General features: G+C 43.0%; 20 protein-coding genes. 11 read left to right on the forward strand and 9 right to left on the reverse strand.

The features are described from left to right. The first annotated feature begins 78 nt into the window (after nt 1-78). The 3 genes from CXF61_RS08090 (at nt 79) to CXF61_RS08100 (ending at nt 4,481) form a co-directional block, all read left to right on the forward strand. A complete protein-coding gene (locus CXF61_RS08090) occupies nt 79-1,806 on the forward strand; it encodes an NAD(P)/FAD-dependent oxidoreductase (RefSeq protein WP_165597837.1) in 1,728 nt (575 codons plus the stop codon). Between the two features lie 83 nt (nt 1,807-1,889). Beyond that, entirely contained in the window at nt 1,890-2,900 is a 1,011-nt protein-coding gene (locus tag CXF61_RS08095) for a DUF1365 domain-containing protein (RefSeq protein WP_165597838.1), read from the forward strand. Between the two features lie 129 nt (nt 2,901-3,029). After that, nucleotides 3,030-4,481 carry an SAM-dependent methyltransferase gene (locus tag CXF61_RS08100; protein WP_165597839.1) on the forward strand — a complete coding sequence of 484 codons (1,452 nt, stop codon included), beginning with the start codon at nt 3,030-3,032 and terminating at the stop codon, nt 4,479-4,481. 101 nt (nt 4,482-4,582) lie between these two features. Here CXF61_RS08100 and CXF61_RS08105 read toward each other — a convergent pair whose 3' ends face one another. Further along, complete coding sequence (locus CXF61_RS08105) at nt 4,583-5,755, reverse strand: MFS transporter (protein WP_165597840.1); 1,173 nt, start codon at nt 5,753-5,755, stop codon at nt 4,583-4,585. A gap of 105 nt (nt 5,756-5,860) precedes the next feature. On the opposite strand from CXF61_RS08105, the gene CXF61_RS08110 reads away from it, so the two are divergent. The 4 genes from CXF61_RS08110 (at nt 5,861) to CXF61_RS08125 (ending at nt 9,199) form a co-directional block, all read left to right on the forward strand. Beyond that, the gene (locus CXF61_RS08110) at nt 5,861-6,766 is read left to right on the forward strand and encodes a LysR family transcriptional regulator (RefSeq protein ID WP_257019964.1); all 906 of its coding nucleotides are present in this window, start codon (nt 5,861-5,863) and stop codon (nt 6,764-6,766) included. 39 nt (nt 6,767-6,805) lie between these two features. Continuing rightward, complete coding sequence (locus CXF61_RS08115) at nt 6,806-7,216, forward strand: DUF2177 family protein (protein ID WP_057760908.1); 411 nt, start codon at nt 6,806-6,808, stop codon at nt 7,214-7,216. A 151-nt stretch (nt 7,217-7,367) separates the two neighbouring features. Then, nucleotides 7,368-7,877: an acyl-CoA thioesterase gene (locus tag CXF61_RS08120; RefSeq protein ID WP_102092372.1), complete on the forward strand. Its 510-nt coding sequence runs from the start codon at nt 7,368-7,370 to the stop codon at nt 7,875-7,877. A gap of 233 nt (nt 7,878-8,110) precedes the next feature. Beyond that, nucleotides 8,111-9,199 (forward strand): cation diffusion facilitator family transporter, encoded by a 1,089-nt coding sequence (locus CXF61_RS08125; protein ID WP_165597841.1) that lies wholly within the window; start codon nt 8,111-8,113, stop codon nt 9,197-9,199. A gap of 160 nt (nt 9,200-9,359) precedes the next feature. Here the strand turns inward: CXF61_RS08125 and dps are convergent, their stop codons facing one another. Then, nucleotides 9,360-9,842: a DNA starvation/stationary phase protection protein Dps gene (gene dps, locus CXF61_RS08130; RefSeq protein WP_057760902.1), complete on the reverse strand. Its 483-nt coding sequence runs from the start codon at nt 9,840-9,842 to the stop codon at nt 9,360-9,362. Between the two features lie 482 nt (nt 9,843-10,324). Here dps and uvrB point away from each other — a divergent pair, with 482 nt between their 5' ends. The 3 genes from uvrB (at nt 10,325) to CXF61_RS08145 (ending at nt 14,478) form a co-directional block, all read left to right on the forward strand. Then, nucleotides 10,325-12,436, forward strand: a complete 2,112-nt coding sequence (uvrB, locus tag CXF61_RS08135; protein ID WP_101206411.1) for an excinuclease ABC subunit UvrB — start codon at nt 10,325-10,327, stop codon at nt 12,434-12,436. Between the two features lie 311 nt (nt 12,437-12,747). Next, a complete protein-coding gene (locus tag CXF61_RS08140; protein WP_227526632.1) occupies nt 12,748-13,800 on the forward strand; it encodes a pyridoxal phosphate-dependent aminotransferase in 1,053 nt (350 codons plus the stop codon). A 300-nt stretch (nt 13,801-14,100) separates the two neighbouring features. Beyond that, nucleotides 14,101-14,478, forward strand: coding sequence for a hypothetical protein (locus tag CXF61_RS08145; protein ID WP_165597842.1), 378 nt, complete (start codon nt 14,101-14,103; stop codon nt 14,476-14,478). A gap of 97 nt (nt 14,479-14,575) precedes the next feature. Here the strand turns inward: CXF61_RS08145 and CXF61_RS08150 are convergent, their stop codons facing one another. Together CXF61_RS08150 and CXF61_RS08155 are read right to left on the reverse strand one after the other, a co-directional pair. Then, the gene (locus CXF61_RS08150) at nt 14,576-14,965 is read right to left on the reverse strand and encodes a hypothetical protein (RefSeq protein WP_165597843.1); all 390 of its coding nucleotides are present in this window, start codon (nt 14,963-14,965) and stop codon (nt 14,576-14,578) included. Between the two features lie 184 nt (nt 14,966-15,149). Continuing rightward, complete coding sequence (locus tag CXF61_RS08155) at nt 15,150-15,665, reverse strand: hypothetical protein (RefSeq protein WP_057760892.1); 516 nt, start codon at nt 15,663-15,665, stop codon at nt 15,150-15,152. A 317-nt stretch (nt 15,666-15,982) separates the two neighbouring features. Here CXF61_RS08155 and recJ point away from each other — a divergent pair, with 317 nt between their 5' ends. Further along, complete coding sequence (gene recJ / locus CXF61_RS08160) at nt 15,983-17,821, forward strand: single-stranded-DNA-specific exonuclease RecJ (RefSeq protein WP_165597844.1); 1,839 nt, start codon at nt 15,983-15,985, stop codon at nt 17,819-17,821. Between the two features lie 82 nt (nt 17,822-17,903). On the opposite strand, the gene CXF61_RS08165 is transcribed toward recJ, so the two are convergent. The 5 genes from CXF61_RS08165 to dapD form a co-directional block, all read right to left on the reverse strand. Continuing rightward, the gene (locus tag CXF61_RS08165) at nt 17,904-18,569 is read right to left on the reverse strand and encodes a trimeric intracellular cation channel family protein (RefSeq protein ID WP_057760888.1); all 666 of its coding nucleotides are present in this window, start codon (nt 18,567-18,569) and stop codon (nt 17,904-17,906) included. Nucleotides 18,570-18,640: 71 nt separating this feature from the next. Then, nucleotides 18,641-19,276, reverse strand: coding sequence for a trimeric intracellular cation channel family protein (locus CXF61_RS08170; protein ID WP_114700336.1), 636 nt, complete (start codon nt 19,274-19,276; stop codon nt 18,641-18,643). 92 nt (nt 19,277-19,368) lie between these two features. Then, nucleotides 19,369-20,526 (reverse strand): multidrug resistance efflux transporter family protein, encoded by a 1,158-nt coding sequence (locus tag CXF61_RS08175; protein ID WP_165597845.1) that lies wholly within the window; start codon nt 20,524-20,526, stop codon nt 19,369-19,371. A gap of 61 nt (nt 20,527-20,587) precedes the next feature. Continuing rightward, nucleotides 20,588-21,319: a 7-carboxy-7-deazaguanine synthase QueE gene (gene queE / locus CXF61_RS08180; RefSeq protein WP_165597846.1), complete on the reverse strand. Its 732-nt coding sequence runs from the start codon at nt 21,317-21,319 to the stop codon at nt 20,588-20,590. Between the two features lie 225 nt (nt 21,320-21,544). Beyond that, nucleotides 21,545-22,366, reverse strand: a complete 822-nt coding sequence (gene dapD, locus CXF61_RS08185) for a 2,3,4,5-tetrahydropyridine-2,6-dicarboxylate N-succinyltransferase (RefSeq protein WP_057760881.1) — start codon at nt 22,364-22,366, stop codon at nt 21,545-21,547. Between the last annotated feature and the right edge of the window lie 191 nt (nt 22,367-22,557).

Below are 22,557 nucleotides of genomic sequence, written 5' to 3' on the forward strand. Positions count from 1 at the left end.
CTACTATTAAAAATAATCTACTATCAATAGAACTCTTAGCCATCATATCGACAGAAAAATACAGAAGGGAATGCTTTTATGCCGTTTACTCGTTTCAAGCGTGCAAGTAACCAAAAAAATGCTAAAACAGATTCTGACCATCAGACTGCCCAAAAACGTATCGCTATCATCGGCTCAGGTGTATCAGGACTGACATGTGCCCATTATCTAGGTACGCGACATGATGTGACGGTATTTGAAGCCAATGATTATATCGGCGGGCATGTAAACACGATTGATGTGGCACTACAAGACGGTAGAAAAGCAAAGAGTAACAATGTAGAGAGTAGTGCGATAGATACAGGATTTATTGTTTTTAATGAGCGCACATACCCGAACTTCTTTCGTTTGCTTCATGAGTTGCAGGTGCCGTTTCAGGCAACGGATATGAGCTTTTCTGTCAAAAATACTGCACGTCATTTTGAATACAACGGTCATACGCTCAACACTTTATTGTCACAACGTAAAAATGTACTCAATCCAAAATTCTGGCAATTTATCAAAGATATTTTGCAGTTTAATAAGCATATCAAACAGCTGCGCCAAGATTATGATAGCGCGCGCTCTCAAGGACAAGATGTCAGTAGCTTTGCAGAACAAACGCTCGGTGGTTATCTGGCACAAAAGAAATACGGTCAGCTATTTACCGATAATTATCTACTGCCAATGGTATCGGCTATATGGTCAACCAGCCTAGATGAAGTGCAAGCATTTCCTTTGGTGTTTTTTGCACAATTCTTTGACAACCACGGGTTGCTCGACGTGGTCAATCGTCCGCAGTGGTTTACGATAAAAGGTGGCTCAAAACAATATGTCAATAAACTGATTCCGCGCTTTATCAAAGCGGGTGGCAAGATACGAGTCAATAGCCCAGTACAGTCTGTAGTTCGTGATGGCGAGCAAGTGACTTTGACGGTACAGAATGCTTTGACAGTGCAGGATAAAGGTAACGCTGACAACCGTAGCGAAAATCTTGTATTCGATGCAGTTATATTTGCGTGTCATGCAGATACTGCACTAAAGATTTTAAAGGATGCGAGCACCGATGAATCTGAAGTATTAGGTCATTTCCGCTTTACCAAAAATACGGCTGTACTGCACACCGATACCAGTGTTTTACCTAAGAAACCACTGGCATGGGCAAGCTGGAATTACTTAATAGATGAAACAGTTTCAGGCAGTGTTAAGGATGAGCAAGCGGCTGGAAACGCACAGATACCTGCAAAGCCAGTGCTGACTTATCACATGAATATCCTGCAACGCTTGACCAAAAAACACAATTATTTGGTCACATTAAATCCAGCTGTAGACAACAAAAGCGTCGATGATAAGCAGATAATTAAGAGCATCGATTACAGTCATCCAGTGTTCGATCTTGCGATGATTGAGGCGCAGACTAAATGGTCGAGTATCTCGGGTAAAGGTTCGCACACACATTTCTGCGGGGCTTATTGGTTTAATGGCTTTCATGAAGATGGTGTACGCAGTGGATTACGCGTCTGTCGGGCGCTTGGTCTTGATATTGATATAAAAGATGAGGTTGACCCAGCTCATTTACCTGACGCTGATAGCGCGCACACGCCGTTTCGTTATAAAGATTTGCCTATAAAAGCGGATACCAAATTACGTAGACTGAACAAGCGCGAAGTAACCACAGCGACGACCAATCAGGAGCTGGTCGAGTATGCTAATCGTTTGCAGAGTTCAACTGCTGATACGAGCCAATATAAGAAACGTGGCTTATTCGGTCGCCGTAAAACCAAATAATATGACGATTAATGCCGTTATGTATTCTAAGTGTTTTGAAAGATTCGCCATATAAAAGTATGCCGTTACATAAGAGACTATTTATGACCACGTCCGCTCAAGATACCAATACTAAGCCAAATCATGAGTCTTCTTATGATACAAATGCATTGCCGCATCAGCTGTTTGAGGGTACGACATGGCACAGTCGGCTGCTACCTAGTTTGAATAAATTCGTTTACCCTTATCGCTACTGGGGCGTCAATATTAGCGCATTGGCGACAGGGCAAGAACTTCCTGAAATTAGCACGGCGTCATTTGACGAGAGTAAGTTTTTAGAAAAATTACCACTGCGTAAAGTATTACCGAAAAAGCTACTAGCAAAAGGTCTGCCTCTATTTTCACTAAAGAAAAAGGCGCTACAACAATTCTGTCCTGATGACTATCTACAGCATACTGACCTACAGAGTGCTAATAGCCTAAGTAACGATGAAAAACATGATAGTAACGGACAATCTATTCAAGCACTAGAAAAACGTCTAAGCCGAGCATTCGAGAGATATGCTGGAAGCGCACCTGAAGGCGATATGTTGGGATTGCTCGTCTGCCGTAATGCTGGCATTTATTTTAGCCCAGTCAATTTTTACTTGGGGTTTGATGCGCAGCAAACGCCTACTCATCTGCTGGCTGAAGTGTCTAATACGCCATGGGACAAGCGTCATTACTACGGGTTTTTGTTAGAAGGAGAGAATTCTGAGTTCTGTCATGACAAGGACTTTCACGTATCACCTTTTAACCCTATCGATCAGCTGTATCGCTGGCAGGTTACGGTAAAACGTACAAAGACAGACGAGCAACCTAATACTGGCTTACAAGTGCGTATCGCTATCAATATCAGTGATGAGCGCGGTGAAGTGCTAAAAACTGGTATAAAGATATCAGGAGTGCCAATGACAGAAGAGGCTGTTCGTCATAGCTTGCGAAAAAACCCATTGATGAATATGACATCATTAACCCGTATTTATTGGCATGCGTTCAAGCTCTATGCGATTAAAAAGGTGCCGTATATCAACTACGATGAAAAATTGGCCGACAGTCAACAGAAAAGCAGCTAGCAGTATCGAACGCAAAAGATGTCTTATATTTACAGCAATCTTAAATATCAACAATCTAAAAATCTCGTTAATGTACTACTAAAAATCAACTATTGAACAATAAAGCATTTAAACAAGGATAAATACACGATGCCAGCACGACCGACCGATCGAGCACCAGTCACAAAACTAGAAAAATTAACTGCTCGTGTGAGCAAAGTAGTTAATGAAAGTGCTGTACTACAGCCAGTCAGCAATAGTGTGAATCACTTAGCGAGAAAGCTTATCTTTCGTGCGTTGCAGCACGTTCAGTTTGGTAGCCTCACGCTGATTGAAACATTTGACGAGCAGGAACCTAAGACAAGTAGCTTTGGCAAAGTAGCTACTAATGATGCTAGTAGCTCGGCGGTTGGTCGCCATTCGCTACATGTGACGTTACAGATTCATGATCCTGCTGTTTATCGTCAGCTATTACTTGGTGGCTCTATCGCGCTAGCAGACAGCTATATCGATGGTGAATGGGATACGGATGATCTAACAGGTTTGATTCGGTTGGCAGCTCGTAACTTAGCAGTGCTCAATAAACTAGAGAATCGTTTTGCTGGTATTAGTAAAGCATTTGAAAAAGCGAAGCATCAGCTACGTAGCAATGACAAATCTGGCTCCAAATCCAATATCTTAGCGCATTATGACTTGGGAAATGACATGTATGAGCGGTTTTTGGACGATACGATGATGTACTCATCAGCAGTCTATCCTACGCCTGACGTGACGCTCAGCGATGCTCAGCAGCACAAACTATCGCTTATATGCCAACGTTTACAGCTTAGTGCTGATGATAATGTGATCGAAATTGGTACAGGGTGGGGCGGTTTTGCTATCTTTGCGGCCAAGCATTACGGCTGCCATGTGACCACCACGACTATCTCTGATGCCCAGTATGATGAAGCGAAGCGACGAGTCGAGGCGGCAGGTCTGTCTGACAAAATCACACTGCTTAAGCAAGATTACCGCGAGCTGACAGGTCAATATGACAAGCTAGTCAGTATCGAGATGATTGAAGCGGTGGGGCATGAGTATTTACCGACGTTCTTTGCCAAGTGTAATAGCTTGCTCAAGCCGACGGGTCTCATGGTATTACAGGCCATCACCTTTAACGATCAGAATTATCAAGACTATATCGACTCGGTTGATTTTATACAAACGCATATTTTCCCAGGTGGTTGTCTGCTCTCAAACCAAGAGCTGACGACCCAATTTACTGAACAAACCGATATGGTCGTCAAACAATTGCATGATTATGGTTTTGATTATGCGTACACGCTGCGTGACTGGCGTGCTGCATTTATGGCGCAGCGTACAGAAATTCAAGCGCTTGGCTATGACGATGCCTTTATCCGCCTATGGGCGTTTTATTTCTGTTACTGCGAAGGGGGATTCTTGGAGCGTACCATCGGTGTGGTTCAAGTCACTGCGGTGAAGCCTAACAATATCGATACGCTACATTTTTCTGATTTGCCATCTGCCGTCTTAAATCATAAAACGGTTTTGAACGATGAGACATTTAGTGAAGAAGATAGAACAGACACCGCATCAGTATAAGTCTAATCATATAGATATGGTTTGCTTATGACATTAATAGGGTCTCATACTGCACAAACAGTTTGGGACCCATGTGTTGAGAGGTTGTACATCGAAAGGTTCTACGATGCTGGCAGGGCACGCTTATCACGTAGACCTGAATAGCGTGTGACCGCTAGTGCCATTAAAGAAATAACAGCACCGATCCAAGCTGTGTCTTGTAATGACATATTTTCAACCACGCTACCACCGATGATTGAGCCCAGTGCAATACCGATATTGAATGCAGCAATGTTCAATCCAGAAGCGACATCGACGGCATTTGGCGTATATTTTTCAGCTTGCTTAACCACGTAGATTTGTAGACCTGGTACATTACCAAAGGCGAAAGCACCCCATACTAGAATAGTTAGCACTGCGGCAATCTTGGACTGCATAGTAAAGGTGAACAGTAAAAGAATGACACTTAGGGCACTAAATATAATGCTAAGCGCACTAATAGGGCCACGTTTATCTGCAAGTCTGCCGCCCCAGATATTACCAATAGCAACGGATACGCCATATACGAGCATGATGAGCCCAATGGCTGATGGTGCAAATTTGGTTTGCTGCTCTAAGATAGGTGCTAGATAGGTAAATGCCGTAAACGTACCGCCATAACCAAGAATAGTCATGAGATAAACCAGCAGTAACTGTGGTTTTACAATGACTTGTAGTTGCTCTTTGAACGTTGCAGGGATAGATTTTTTTAGGTTTTTTGGTACCAATATTGCGCTACCAATTAAAGCGATTAAACCCAGTACTGACACGACTAAAAATGTAGCGCGCCAACCGAAATGCTGTCCAATCCATGTACCAAGGGGGACGCCAGTGACGAGCGCCACAGTGAGTCCGGTAAACATAATGGCAATTGCACTGGCTTCTTTTTCTTTACTGACAAGGCTAGTAGCAATCATGGAACCAATAGAGAAAAACACACCATGTGCCAGACCAGTCAAGATACGGGCAAATATTAAGGTTTCATAACTGGGTACTTGCCAAGCCAGCAAGTTGCCGATGACAAACAGACCCATTAGGCTCATCAGTACTATTTTACGATTCCAGCGACCAGTGAGTGCAGTAAGGATAGGGGCACCGATAGCGACACCAACGGCATATAGGCTGACGAGCAAACCTGCTGAAGGCAAGCTCACGCCCAAATCGGTGGCAATAGTTGGTACCAATCCAACAATGACAAATTCGGTTGTCCCAATTGCAAATGCGCTTAGAGTAAGCGCCCATAAAGCGAGTGGCATAACGACATCCTAATAATTAAATGATGCGCGTAGTTTGACCGATTTATAGTTTGCAAAAAACAGCACAAATGACAAAATACCTTTGTCAATTTTGTAAAGGTCATCATGATGATGGGACATGCTAAAACAGAAGATATAGAGATATTTTTGACGGTAGTAGACACGGGCAGCTTTACTGGCGCTGCCAACTTACTGAATCAGCAGGTTGCCAAAGTATCTCGTGCGGTGTCCAGACTCGAAGACACGCTGCAATGCACGCTGCTAAATAGAACGACACGGCGCTTGGAGCTGACGGAGGAAGGGCATGTCTTTATAAGATATGCGCGTGAGAGTTTAAATACGTTATATACCGGTGAAGAAGCGATTAAGCTGTTAAAACAAGCGCCGAGTGGGCATTTACGGATTGACGCCGCGAGCCCGTTTGTCTTTCATCAACTGACGCCTTTGGTTGGTGATTTTGTGGCGCAGTATCCACATATCACTCTCGACCTTACCTCGCATGACAATATTATTGATTTGCTTGAGCATAAGACGGATCTAGCTATCAGAATTGGCGACTTAAAAGACTCAAATTTGCATGCACGTCTATTAGGTAAAAGTAAGCTGCGGCTAGTAGCCAGTCCTGAATACTTACACCAGCATAATGAAGTGACTCATATTGATAATTTGAATGTTGATGATTTAAGCACTCATAAATTAATTGGCTTTAACGATGCGTCAAAACTAAATAGCTGGCCACTAAAAACTCCAGTTAAACTGAATTTTCATATGACTGGCAGTAGCGGCGAGACCTTACGTCAGCTATGTTTGAATCATCAAGGTATTGCTTTATTGTCACATTTTATGATTGGTGAAGATTTGGAATCTGGACGATTGGTTGAAGTATTGCCTGAGGCGATAGTCAGACCAAACAACCGTGAAGCCATACAGGCGGTATATTACAAAAACAGTGCCGTATCTTCGCGTATTCTGGCATTTTTAGACTTTATTCAGCCAAGACTAACACTATAAATTTTATCCGTTTTTATTCATTTTATAAGAGGTAATATCATGGGTTACGTTTTTATTTATCTCGCTGCTGTGGTTATCTTTTTGGGTGTCGATGCTGTCTGGCTGACGACCATGAAAGGCGCCTTTTATGAGTCACGTATCGGGCATCTATTGGCTGATGAACCGAACATGATGGCGGCTGGCGTGTTTTATATGTTTTATATATTGGCACTTTGTATTTTGGTTCTATATCCGCAAATCAAAGCTGGCGCATCCGTTGGTCATATCTTCTTACTCGGCGGACTGATTGGCTTGATGGCTTATGGCACATACGACTTTACCAATTTGGCACTGTATAAAGGCTTTACGCTAGATACGGCGTTGGTTGACTTTGTATGGGGTGGTATTTTAACCGGTTCAGTGAGTGCGATAGTGGCATGGCTTGCATATCGCTTTCATTGGTTGAGCTAGCGCTTATATCTTGGCCTATATAACGCTGTTTAAATAGCACCAATTTACACAATTTAGACTGTCTAATGACAGAGGTCTGTTTGTGCTATACGGCGACCTGCTGTATAAATGGTAGGCATAATAAATAAGTGTCAAACCATTAAGGAATATTATGCCGCAATACAATACCAGCTCCACTGCCAAAAAAGCCCCATTAAACCACGAGCTATATATGTCAGTACTTATGACGCCCGATATGGCGAATTTCATTGGCAATGTGCATGGTGGGGATTTGCTCAAGATGCTTGATCAGGTCGCTTATGCTTGTGCCAGTCGCTATAGTGGTAACTATGTGGTGACACTGTCTGTCGATCAGGTGATGTTCCGTGAGCCGATATATGTGGGCGAGCTGGTTACTTTTGCAGCCAGTGTCAATTATGTTGGTAATACCTCAATGGAAGTAGGTATCCGCGTCGAAGCAGAAGATGTGCGGGGTCGTACCGTTCGTCATACCAATAGCTGTTACTTTACGATGGTGGCTATCGATGACAATGGCAAACCAACCTCCGCACCGCCACTCGATATCAAAAACAAGATGCAGCAATGTCGAGCTGATGCAGCAAAAGAACGAAAAAAGCTGCGTATGGAAAGCTCACATCGTCCAAGTTGTGATTTCGAATAGATTAACAAGCAGTTTAGCGAACACGAAGTAGATGACAAAAAATAGCCTAAGTTATTTAAAGCTATCTAAAATTGTATAAAGTTATCTAGGTTTATTGAGTTAATAATTCATACAACGACTCACTAAAAAGACACTGAGATTGTAGAGCGCTTATTTTAAGCTGATGTATGTTTCAAGCCATTTATCTACGGCGAAAAATTCTACTATCAATACGTTATTTCAGTGAGTCTAGCATGAGTCTAAAGCCATCTATTGCTAATCCCCAGCGCCATCTACCAGCCTCTCCTAAGGCGCAAACACCTCGCGCGCGTGGGGCGGGCAATCCTAAAATTCCAAATGACCCTGAATTAAAACATACCCTTAATCAAAGCCCTGAAACCAACGACGAGCATTCAGGCTCACTTATCACTGTGTTAATTGCAGTTGGGGCCAATCTGGTTATTGCAATCGCAAAAACAGTTGCCGCTTTTATGACAGGCTCAGCCTCCATGATTGCAGAAGCAGCTCACTCATGGGCAGATGCTGGTAATGGTACATTGCTCATCGTCGCAGAAAAAAAATCCATCAAACCTGCTGATAAAAGCCATCCGTTAGGCTACGGCAAAGAGTCTTATGTTTGGTCGATGATTGCGGCTTTCGGTGTATTTACGGCAGGTTCGATTGTCTCTATCTATACGGGTATTAAAGAATGGAACGCTACTGAGTCTGAGGCTAACTATACGATTGGCTTTATCGTATTGGCAGTAGCGTTTGTGCTCGAAGGGATTTCCTTGGTTCAGGCATACAGACAAAGTAAAAAGCATGGCGAGGCGCTCGATATCAGTGCACTTGGCTATGTCGTAGATACCTCTAACCCAACGTTGCGCGGTGTATTCTTTGAAGATTTAGCAGCGGTTATCGGCTTGGTGATTGCCGCTGCCGCTATGGGTATGCACGCTTATACGGGCGAACCGTATTGGGATGCGTTAGGGTCTATCATCGTTGGCCTACTACTGGGTGTCGTCGCCATATTCTTGATCAGTCGTAATCGAGATTTCTTAGTCGGGCATAGAGTCACTGACCGTATGCACGAATACGTTTTGAGCGAGCTGCTGAATCATCCAGATATCGATAGTGTGTCCTATCTGCACCTAGAGTGGGTCGGACCAAAAAAGATATTTATGGTGGCCGCAGTAGATATCGCTGGCAATCAAAAAGAAGAGCATATCGCACAGAAGTTTGAAGAGATTGAAAATCTATTTAGAGGTAACCCAGTCTTTCAAGAGGCTATCTTGACACTGTCAGAACCTAACGCTGAGCTGCTAAGTTTAGAGAATATTTAATCTGGGGGTTTGATGGATTGAATATGTAGTATGTAGGTCTTATCGAATGCTTTTAAGTACACTTTTTAAATTCAAAAAACCAGACACAAAAAAGCCGTCAATAATGACGGCTTTTTTATTCGTAATTATGAGTCTAAAATACCCATTAATTCACGGATACTTATTTCTTTGGTGCATTTGCGCCGATGAACCATGCATCTTTATCAACGATACGGCTAGCTTCTGTAAATAAGTCAGCGGTGTCTTCATCACCTGCATCGCCAGCTGTGGCAATTGCTTCACGCAATGTCTCTGCGACTTTTTTATAGCGGCTAGTTAACTCACGTACATGCTGATCTACTTCAGTGATGTCGGTTGGGTAGTCATCTAGGATAGACTCTTTTACTACGCGACTTGCCAAACCATTTGGTTGACCACCTAGGATTACAATACGCTCTGCGATAGTATCTGATACTTCAAGGATACGATCTGATGTCTCATCTAATAATTGATGTACACCGATAAAGCCAGTGCCTTGTAGATTCCAATGGCACTGTTTGCCATCTAATGTTAAATCGATAACGTTTGCTAGGTTAGCGTTTAATAAATCAATCATTTTTTTCGCAGTTTCGTCTGAAATACCACTTGCGTAACGTTCTCTCATATTTTACTCCGTCATTTATTTAAAATTATTATATTGAATGAAAGTTCAATGTATTTTTATTGGTCTTCTATTCGATGACAATCAATTCAAAACTAATCATAGGAATTGCTATAAAGCTATCCATTCACTAATACTGATCATTAATACTTGAAAGTCATCAACTTGTTAACTCAAGAACGATAATAGCAGCTTAACTCAGTGTTGGAACCCTTGAGTGTTAGGCTTTGTTGAGTGGTCGTGTAACGAGTCTGTTAACCGTGAAAAGCTTTGTAAATTTATCGAATACTGTGTGCGTTTTTTATAACGATGTAAGTTTTATCCGCTAAGATTAAGCATTAACTTTTAATAGATAGTACATTTATATACTTATGTTTTGGGCAGCGAGAGAGCGTTTCGACTATAGGATAAGACTCCTTATTCTCCTTTAAAAACCGCTGCTCAGACCCCATATTGTTATAAACCTTAAGAAGAAGAAAGCCATTATGCGAATGCCTGAACCGCGCTCATCGCGTCAGTTAAATCAATTGGCCACTCAGCTCCAAGGCGAAGCTGAAATTAGTGGTGTTAATGCGTCAGGGACGCAAATATCAAGTCGTGCCTTCGAGATGGTTACTGACTTTGAGCCAGCAGGCGACCAGCCGCAAGCCATCAAAAAGCTAGTTAACGGCATCAATTCGGACATGGACGAGCAGTTGCTATTGGGTGTGACTGGTTCTGGTAAGACCTATACCATGGCAAAGGTCATCGCTGAAACTCAGCGCCCAACCATTATTATGGCGCACAACAAAACGCTAGCGGCTCAGCTATATGGTGAGTTCAAATCGTTTTTCCCTAATAATGCGGTCGAATATTTTGTCAGTTACTATGACTATTATCAGCCAGAAGCGTATGTTGCTGCTAGTGATACCTTTATCGAAAAAGACAGCGCTATTAACGATCATATTGATCAGATGCGCCTTTCCGCCACGCGTGCCTTGTTAGAGCGTCGCGATGCGATTATCGTCGCTTCGGTATCTTGTATCTATGGTTTGGGTGATCCAGAAAGTTATCTAAAAATGCTATTGCATGTCGTTGTGGGCGATAACATCGATCGTACGGCAACCATCAAGCGTTTGGTTGAGATGCAATACACGCGTAACGAGCTAGATTTTGGCCGTGGTACGTATCGCTTGCGTGGAGAGCTGTTAGATATCTATCCTGCTGAGTCTGAGCAGCTAGCCGTACGTGTGCATTTATTCGATAACGAGGTTGAGAAGATTACGTGGTTTGATCCTTTAACGGGTAAGACGGTGCGCAGCGTGCCACGTATTACCATTTATCCAAAGTCGCACTATGTGACGCCGCGTAATAAGTTAGAAGCTGCCAGCCACACGATTCGTGCTGAGTTAGAGCCGCGTTTAGAATACTTCCGTGACAACAATAAGTTGATTGAAGCACAACGTCTCAAAGAGCGTACTCAGTATGACTTGGAGATGATTCAGCAGCTTGGTTACTGTAACGGTATCGAAAACTACTCACAGCATCTCTCTGGTCGTCCATCAGGAGAAGCGCCGCCGACGTTGTTTGATTATATTCCAGAAGATGCCTTACTGTTCCTTGATGAGTCACATGTGACGGTTTCACAGATTGGCGCGATGTATAAAGGCGATAGATCACGTAAAGAAAACTTGGTCAATTATGGTTTTAGATTACCCAGTGCGATGAATAACCGCCCGATGAAGTTTGAAGAGTGGGAGCGCATTAAGCCTAAAACCATTTATGTTAGTGCCACGCCAGCCCTATATGAGCTTGAACACAGCGAGCAAGTCGTTGAGCAGGTCGTTCGTCCTACAGGACTAATTGATCCTGAGATTGAAATACGTCCTGTATTGACGCAAGTTGATGATGTGCTATCAGAGATTACCAAACGTCGTGAAAAGGACGAGCGTGTACTGATTACCACATTGACCAAGCGTATGTCGGAAGATCTGACCAGTTATCTTAAAGAGTACGATGTAAAAGTCGCCTATCTACATTCGGACATTGATACTGTTGAGCGTATGCAGATTATTCATGAGCTCCGTACTGGCGTGCATGATGTGCTGGTCGGTATCAACTTATTACGTGAAGGCTTGGATATGCCAGAGGTATCATTGGTAGCGATATTTGATGCCGATAAAGAAGGATTTTTGCGTTCAGAGCGTTCGCTTATTCAGACCATTGGTCGTGCAGCGCGTCACTTAAACGGTAAAGCCATTCTCTATGCCGATCGCATTACGCCAAGTATGCAAAAGGCGATAGATGAGACGGATCGTCGCCGTGATAAGCAGATTGCCTTTAACCTTGAGCATAACATCACGCCAAAAGGGGCTCGCCGTAGTATCACGGACAAGATTGATACTGGCGAGAGCTTGGATGCCAATGACAATCAAGCTATCCCAGTTAAAAGTAATTTACCAGATGTGGATATCAATATCTTGCGTAGCCCTGATCTGCTTGCCAAAGAAATCAAACGATTAGAGAAGCAAATGCAGCAAATGTCGCGTGATTTGAAGTTTGAAGAAGCAGCAAAAACGCGTGATAAAGTACTAGAGTTAAAAGCACATTTAATCTGATAACTTGGGTTAAATATTAGGGCTAAAAAGAGGCTAAACAATAGCAAAGGTGAGGTGCTTTTTGAGTACCTCACTTTTTTATGGTTTATTCAATATCGGAACGTACAGAATACTTGTAATACCGCGCATTGCCACTTACCATATCCGCATAAATCTCACCATCCATATAATATTTCAAAAATTTAAGTCACATGCTAACAAGCTGAGCACGTGTAATGCTCTATTTGGGCTAGGCTTACTGTTTTTATAGCTCACATTGTCAACACAGACTAAATTTTTGGAATGGACATAATCTAGGCGTATTATTCACTGTGCTTACCAACAACTTAATAGAATTAAACTCTAACGAAAACTCACTCGGCATGTCAGATGCTGCCAAACAAGCCGTTATCGACTCTCTAGACATCGGTTTTCGTTATCCCGATGACCAACGTGCGGCACTGATTACCAAAGTCGCTGAGATAAACGGTGTGACACAGAGTCAAATCTCACTGGGCAGTGGCTCTAGTGAAAACATTCGTACTGTCGTCCAAATGCTACAAAATCAAGCATTAGTAGAAGGCAAAAAATTCCAAGTTATCGTGCCGCATCCAACCTTTGCCTATGCTGAGTTATACGCGACGTCCATCGATGTGCCTGTGGTAAAAGTACCGCTGATGACTGAAAGTTATGCTTTTGACTTGCAAAGCATGCAAAAAGTCGCTGATGACTTTGACGGTATTAGTTTGTTTTATCTGTGCAATCCAAACAACCCAACGTCGACTATTACTGACACAGTAAAGCTCAAAGAATGGGTAGGGCATGCACCAAGTAACCATTACTTTTTATTAGATGAAGCTTATTCAGAGTATGTGACTGATCCAAGTTTTGAGAGTGGTGTTGCATGGATACGAGAGGAGTACTCTGAAAATATCGTTGTGGTGCGTACCTTTTCAAAACTATGTGCACTCGCTGGCATGCGTGTCGGCTATGCAGTTGCTAGCCCGCAAATGATAGCCAAACTAGAGGCTTTTATCTCGATTGATAATACTAACTTATCAGGCGCTGTAGCTGCATTAGCAACTCTAGATGATGAAGATTTTCTAGCATTGAGCTTACGTACAGCCAATCAATCACGTCAACTGGTTGAGCAAACATTAGATGAGCTTGGTTTACGCTATTTGCCATCACAGGCAAGCTTTATATTTCATGAGATACAAGGCGATGTGCAAACCTATATCGACAGAATGCGTGAGCATGGTATTGCGGTTGGGCGCGAGTTTGCGCCAATCACTGGCTTTAATCGCTTAACACTTGGCAGACCTGACGAGATGGCAGTATTTGTAGAGGTACTCAAATCGTTTCGTGAGAAGGGCTGGGTCTAATTAAGTCAGTTAATGTAGTTCAATAATATAAAAGGGAAGTTACTTATTGGCAGCTTCCTTTTTTGCTGAATCTATTTTTCTGGTTCTGTTTCGTTGGATCTATATCCCATTCAAAATCAATCGCACATTTTTACCAACATCAAACGCAGTTTTACATATCGCACCTTAACTAATCTAACGCTATCTTATAGGATAACTGAGTAAAGCATGACCCGTTAATCACACAGATGAATACTGGGTAACAGTCACAGTGCTCGGCATGCTCACGTATCTTATAATTATAAAGTTAGGGATGTACCTATGTTCGATATCAAATCATTTTTTAAACGAGAAGTAGAAAAAAAGCTTATCAATGTAGATGACTATATTTTTATGCCAGAACGCGTAGAGATGGAAATTGAAGGTGGACTATTAAATTGTGTGTTGAATAGTGATGGTCGCGTAGATATTTTTTATAGTAAAGATGGTGTCACTGAGGTGGGTTCAGCGTCGCGCAAACACCCATTTACAGCATTTGAAAAAGAGCTATATCATGGTATTTACGATGACGTGATTAATGATTTAATTAAGGAGGTAGATAAAATTATTGATAGCACCTCGAAGTATTTCCGTCGTAGCCAATCATTACCTTTTACTGCTTCTATAACGTCTCAACCAGCTGACACAAATAAATTTTAGGCTAAGAACTGAACTAATCTATTAGCAATAAAAAGGGTGCGTTATGTATAACGCACCCTTTTTATTATTTTTTATTCTAACGAATTATTTGATTGTTCTATTGAACAAATCTTGTATAGCAGCTCTGTAAAGATTTGGCGACGACTTGTGCAACTAACTGAGTACGGTACTGAGAGTCAATCGCGGCATTGCCCAGCTCAACAATCGTTACTTGCTGCGGTGCTTGCTCACTGACGCAGCCACAAACATTGGTTTTAACAGATTCTTGCTGTGCTTCTGTCATGGCGACGCTTGCAACACGCCACGCGTTTTGTTTTTCAATTTGGCTACGGCATTGGTTGTCGATCGCAGCTCTAAAAACATTCATGCCAATCTCATTTGCGGTACCGATTGCTGTACCTGTACCATTGTTTGTCGCACCTGTTGTGGTACATCCCGCCAAGGCAAAAGTCGCTAGCATCATCGTTGAAGCCAAGATTTTTTTCATAAGTTAGTCCTTTAAGGTGTCTGTCATAAATAAAGCTGTATATTATCAGTAAAACCTAGCAATGACATCATTAACCACAAGCGCATTTTATTTTAGAACTCTATAACCTATTTGTATAAACCACAAAAAAGCCAGCTAAGTAATCACTTAACTGGCTTGATATAGACTAGGCTATTCGGCTTATTTACACATTTTTGCCATGTTCTTTTTGCTGAATATCTTTTGCCAATTTATAGCATTCATTGATATGATCATTAGCAATTTTCTTAAAAATCGTATAGCCCATCGTTGCAGCAACCAATTGACCGCCAAGTGGGATAAACTTGGTCACTTGTTTGGCAGCGATACGACCACCAAAGCCCTGAATGGTTTTTTTGACAATGCCACGTGTTGCCATTAGACCAGCGAAATCTACCGTACGATCTTTTACTGCGCTCCAGTGCACTTCGCGAGATTCCAAGTTAATGGCTGACTGACGGTCTTCAATGAGACCGAAACGCTCACTAATTTCTGGAATCAACTGCGTCAACATGCCCGCGTCAACTGCCACATCAAAAAATGGTACTGGCACAACCGCTACACCAGCAGAAACTCTAGCGCGTCTTTTTACCATTCCCTGACATTCTTTTTTAACTTTATCAAGGTCTAGGTTAGGGTCGATAGTATTTGGAAGTTTTTCAGCAAGTGGCGTGGTTTTCATAAAGTGTCCTTATAAATAATTAAAATATAAATGATAAAAAGTTCAATAGATAACAAATCCTTCAGTTGCTTACTATTTTATGGATTTATGCGTGGCTTACAATCATTGCTTTGTAGCAAAATGAATGAAATTACTCACACTGTGCACCTTTTTTGTAAGTGATTAAATGAAGGTGGTTTGTATAAGCTATAAAAATGGCAGTCTGAATTATCACTAATATATGGGCATCATTCATCAGGTTGCACAATGCCTAATGATATACAAAGGTAGTATAAATTGTCATTGTGAGCCTCTACTAAAGCCAGTAGAATACCCTCATGCTAAATTTAAACCCCCGTTATACTAGCACTCGCATCGACGAGTTGCCCGCCGCGCTGCAACCATTTGCCGCTCAATCATTCACGCTTGCCCGTCTGTATGCAGGGCGAGGTATCACTGCGCCTGATGAGCTGGAGACTAGCCTATCAGGTCTATTGCCTGCTGAGGCCCTACACGGTGTCACAGAAGCCGTGCGCTTATTAGATGTGGCCATTGATGAGCGTCAGCGTATCTTGATCGTTGGTGACTTTGACTGTGATGGTGCCACCAGTACAGCCTTAATGATGCGCGCGCTCACAAAGATGGGTGCGGTCGTTGATTTCCTAGTACCAGATCGTTTTAAGTACGGTTATGGCCTGACGCCAGAGATTGTCGAGTTAGGTATTGAGACTTTTCAGCCAGACGTGATAGTGACGGTTGATAATGGTATCTCAAGTCATGAAGGGGTGGCACGCGCCCAAGCTGATGGTATCACGGTGATTATTACTGACCATCATCTCACGACCAAAGAGACGCCACCTGCAGAAGCGGTAGTCAATCCCAATCAGCTAGGTTGTGACTTTGCTAGTAAAGCATTGGTAGGAGTTGGAGTCGCATTTTATGTGCTCGGACGCTTAGCAAAGCTACGCCGCGAAGCTGGCAAGTCTACTGTACAGGTGAGTCAATATTTGGATTTGGTCGCACTTGGGACGATTGCAGATGTTGGGGTACTGGATAAAAACAACCGCATCTTGGTACATCACGGATTATCAGCTATTCGTCAAGGCCGCTGCTGTATGGGAATATTGGCATTGCTTGAGCAAGCGGGCCGTGATCCCAAACAGCTTCATGCACAGGATTTCGGTTTTGTATTAGGCCCACGTATCAATGCTGCTGGGCGTATGGATAATATGCGAATTGGTATCGAGTGCTTATTGACTGAAGACTGGAGTACTGCACAACGTTTGGCACAAGAGCTTGAGCAGCTGAATCGTACGCGTCGTCGTGTAGAGGGCGAGATGCGTACGCAAGCCGATAGTATCGTACAAGCACTGGCCTCTGAAGCTAATAGCGATGAAAGTGTGAGTGGTGATAGCGACAACAATGCGAGTAACGATGACACAATTACTCAAGCTGTCTCTACTTCTAAAGCCAGCAATTCAGGTGCGCGTAGTATTATTCTGTACCAAGACGATTGGCATCAAGGAGTCATCGGCATTGTCGCTGGTCGCCTAAAAGAAAGCCATTATTTACCCAGTATCGTTTTTGCACCAGCAGACACTGAACAAACAGATGAAGATAGTGCTATTAAAGGTTCTGCACGTTCTATCGCCGGCGTACATATTCGTGATGCGATTGAACAAGTTGCTGAGCGTTATCCAGACTTAATCAGTCATTTCGGCGGGCACGCGATGGCGGCTGGTTTAACCCTCAAGCGCCGCAACTTTGAGGCATTTGTCACAGCTTTTAATGAAGTGATGGCGCAGATGGATGATGAGGTATTTGCAGAGCAAAAATTCACCGATGGACCTTTGCAAGCGAGTGACTTTAGCTTATGGTTTGCTGAGCATTTAGCCGATGCCAGTATCTGGGGTCATGGATTTGCGCCACCGATATTTGACGGTGTGTTTGAGGTACTGAGCTTCAAGATTTTAAAAGACAAACATCTTAAGTTATCGCTGCGCTATCCAGACGTTCAATATCCGATAGAGGCAATTTGCTTTAACTTCGATAATGAGGCGTGGGATTACCGTGCTAAGCAAGTCCATTTGTTATTTCAGCTAGACATCAATGAATGGAATGGCAAACAAAGCTTACAGTTGATGGTCAAAGATTTGGCTGTGGTAGAGCAAGGGTAAAGCGACAATGTCAAACCGATAATACTAAACGCGCTCAAATATGGGCGCGTTAGTATTATTGAAATGAAGACACGTCCTAATATCAGTATTTCCACTCTAATGTGGGGAACTGCCAATCGTAACGAATAGCTAGCATCCGCAAAGTAAAAATCGTACTCATCGTAGAGATGTCAGCTACCCAATCTGTCACGCCTAAATTCTTTAGAGCAAAGTACAGAACCCCACCTGTCAACGCTGCCGTGATATAAATCTCTTGCTGTAGTACCAATGGAATCTCATTGCAAATCATATCGCGAATGATGCCACCAACCACGATGGTAATCACACCTAATAACAGCGCTACAGGTACATTGGCACCCATACTATCAGCGACTTTGATACCGATCAGTGTAAATGCTGACAGACCAATGGTGTCAGAGAGTTTGAGGAACTTATCCACTCGTCTTGAGTTTGGATGAAAAAATATCTGCATCGCTAGTGATGAAATCGTAATAAGGGTCAGATAGCTCATATCTACCATCCAAAATAACGGATGGCGATCCAGAATGACATCACGTACCGTGCCGCCGCCGATAGCAGTAACGATAGACACGAGTAGACAGCCGAAGACATCGAAGTTTTTGTGCTTGGCAAGTATTGTTCCCGAGACGCTACAGGCGATGATACCAATCATATCGAAGAAATATATCAAAGAGCGTGGGTCAAAAGTAGTGATCAGTACGGTAGGGTCCAATACGATAGCCAACATGGGCAGTTCTCACTATTTTCAATTATTGTCAGTCAAACAAAGGCTATCTAAGTAGAGTCTTGCTCAATCAATCAGTCTACGAGTCGAATAGAAGGCAGATGCCAGTCGAACCTGAGCGCGAGCATACGTACTGCAAAGATGACAAACAGCATAATAAATTCGTTGAGACTGGCACCGACTCCAAAATACTGTAAGCATAAATACGTCACAGACCCTGCGATACTGGCAGTAATATAAATCTCACGCTGTAGTACCAGCGGGATCTCATTACAGATGATATCACGTAGCAAACCACCGATAATGGCAGTCCAGACACCCATCATAATAGCAATAAGGGGAGACATGTCTAGGGTTAAGGCTACCTTGAAACCAATCACACTAAAAGCGGCCAGTCCAATGGCATCAAAAAGCTTTAGCGCATTATCGATTTTATGATAAAGATGAAAAAATACTTGTAAGATAAGGGAGGTCACGGTGATAACAATCACGTAATTAAGGTCGGTCATCCAAAATAGAGGATGGCGGTCTAGAGCCATATCACGTAATGTACCACCGCCGATGGCATTGACCATCGCCACCAAGATACAACCAGCAATATCGAAGCCTTTATGCTGCGCAAGCAAGGTCCCTGCAATCGCGCAGGCAATAATGCCAACCATGTCCAATAAATATAATAGAATATCAGGAAAAATCAAAGCATTACCCATGGTTATATTGCCAAATCGAGATCATCAAAGTGATAGGTGTTTTTTAGGTGGCTATTCAATGTATAAATTTGACGAAATAGGCGTAGTGTTATTTAGCCATCTTTTGCAAATAATATCAGCCCTACAATAATTAGCCCTATACCGAACAGTCCCATCGCCGAAGGTATGGCGTTATCTAATAATAATATACCCCCAATCAAAGCAAAGATAACTTCACTGGCTTGGGTTGAGTCAACGCCTGCAACCTCGCTTGAAGTAACAGCTTGCTCGCGCGCATACAGAAATATAGTGGTCGCTGCCACGCCTGCCAATAGAGCAACGAGCAACGTATTGATTATTTGTGAGGGGTGGGGCTGGTCAGGGCGCACTATAATGCCCAAAAACAGCCAAAATGGCAAACACCCAAGAGTCATTAGCCACACTTTGTTAAAGGCATTTTGCAGTAGCGTGGTTTCGATAGAAGGAATACGAGCAATTAGATTTTGTAGGGATGAGGTTGCCGCAGTGTTGTTACTTTGAAGTACGCTATCGAGGTCGGTAGCATCATATGTCGTAGCTGGCAAATCATAAGCTTCGGATATGAGCGGTTCACTCTGCTCACTGATATCAATACCAATACTGATGCTAGCTCGTTGAGCGTTCAACTCTGCGGCCTTCTGTAGTTCAGTATTGCGCTGGCGGGCATTATGAGAAGCCTGCCAAACCAGCTGGTTGCCAATTGGGTAGCTAAAAGCAGCGACAAGAGCAGGTAGCGCACCGTAAAGAAGCATGTCAGACATTGGAACAGCGTCAGTTATAGAGGCAGCATGCAGACCTTCACTGATATTGACGAGTGCTACACCGATAAAAACAATGACAGCATATACGATGAATTTTTTATCAAAACGTTGACCAAATGCCAATAGCACAAGCAAACTGGTGACGACGGTAAACATAAAGGTAGCCGCTACTACCCATCCCGCAACATGATCTGCGGCATAGCAAATACCGGTGTAAAACAGTCCAAACCCAATACTGCCAGTAATGCACCAAAAGCCCCAATGCTGTAGAAAAATTCTCATTAGCGCTTTAATACGACCAAAGCCATGTTGCATCGTAATAACGGCGGTGATAATCAATAGCATAAAGACATAGCGCAGACTCGCTGACCAAAACCAATGTCCACCTGCGCTACTCATAAGCTCATTTAATATAAATGTTGAGCTAAAAAACGCACCTGCTAGCAAGCCCAATAAAATGAGTTTGATCATACCGCTACCTTATCCATGGCAATCAACGTGTTCGCACTTTTTGTTTGTTACTTGCTGATAGTTACTTGCCTTTGGCATCTGCCCAAATGATCTTATGTAATTGCAGCTGAAAGCGAACTGGTAAGGCATCAGCCAACATCCATTCTGCTAGCTCGCGCGCCAATACAGGTACTTCAGGGCTGAGCTGTTCATCGATATCATCTGCGACATTAAACATCGGAGAGAACCATACCGTACCGACCAATTCGTTTAGCTTATACTCGGTCAATTTAGCTTTTGCCCAGTCGTAATCTGTACGATTCATAATGACAAACTTGATTTGGTCATGCTGAGTGAGATAGTCGAGGTTTGACCATAGATTTTTATCGACTTCGCCTGAGCTTGGCGTTTTGAGATCCATTACCTTACTGACTGCTGCTGGCACGTTTTCTACCGTGAGCGCGCCTGCGGTCTCAAGGGATATCTCATACCCATCGCTCAGCAAACGTTTCATCAATTCAATGGCATTTGGCTGTGCTAGCGGCTCACCGCCCGTCAGACAGATACGCTTGCACGGATAACTCTTGATGGTTTCTATAATGGTTTCTAATGATTGTCGTTCGCCGCCAGTAAAAGCATATTCGGTATCACAATAGACGCAGCGCAGCGGACAGCCTGTTAGACGCACAAATATCGTCGGCAAGCCTGAAGTGATTGCTTCACCTTGTAAGGAATAAAAAATCTCAGTCAGACGCAACCCTGCTTCAGGGTCAGTGACAGGGATAGCGGCGGTGCGTAATGATGATTCACTCATAATATTTCAAATACAGTTAAAGGTCGATAAGGCGATGAAGCGCTTATCAATCGTAATAAAAAGGCAGGGGATGGTACGAATGATTTTGTGTTTGTATAAAGACAAACTAAAAGAGGATTATAACGTAACGCGTTATATTAAGCTGCAAAAAAGATGCTGGAGTCATACTCCAGCATCTTCATATAAAACAATATTATTCAATAAACAACGGTACTTGCCAAATATTTAGGCTAAGCGTAATAGCTCGTTTACTGATGTTTTTGCACGAGTTTGCGCATCAACTTTTTTCACGATGATAGCAGCGTACAAGCTGTGCGTGCCATCTTCTGACGGTAAGCTACCTGGTACGACAACAGAACCTGCTGGTACACGGCCACGATGAATCTCGCCAGTCTCGCGATCATAGATGCGCGTTGATTGACCGATATAGACACCCATAGAGATGACCGCGCCTTCTTCAACGATAACGCCTTCAACGATTTCAGAGCGTGCACCGATGAAGCAGTTGTCTTCGATGATAGTAGGGTTTGCTTGCAATGGCTCTAATACGCCACCGATGCCAACGCCGCCTGATAAATGCACGTTTTTACCGATTTGAGCACATGAACCAACAGTCGCCCATGTATCAACCATCGCGCCTTGATCAACATAGGCGCCGATGTTGACGTATGACGGCATCAATACTGCGCCTGCTGCGATGAATGAACCTCTACGCGCGACAGCTGGCGGTACAACGCGTACGCCTGCTTCTTTAAACTGTGCTTCGGTCCAGTTAGCAAATTTAGTCGGTACTTTGTCATAGAACTGTACATGTTCGCCAGCAGCTTGAACGTAGTTGTCGTTTAGACGGAAAGACAATAGTACGGCTTTTTTGGCCCACTGATTGACAACCCATTCGCCATCTTTCTTTTCTGCTACGCGCAGGCTACCGTTATCTAGTTGCTCAAGTACTTGATTGATAGCATCACGCACGTCTTGTGGCATATTAGCTGGGCTGTATTCATTGCGGTTTTCAAAAGCTTGTTCGATGGTTTGTTGTAATGACATAAAGGTTCCTAAAATGAATGAAAGGGAGGGTGATCTTAATGTTATGGTTAAAGACTTATATGACCCAGCCTAAAGAAAATTCAAGGTATGGCTTGGTCCAAAAACTTGCTTGCCGTATTGTCGCTAATTTGCCCACTTTTAGCAAACGCGTTGAGGGTCTTATTATGACAATATTAAAGGAGTCGTTTTTA

The organism is Psychrobacter sp. 4Dc, from assembly GCF_002836715.1.
Taxonomy (GTDB): Bacteria; Pseudomonadota; Gammaproteobacteria; order Pseudomonadales; family Moraxellaceae; genus Psychrobacter.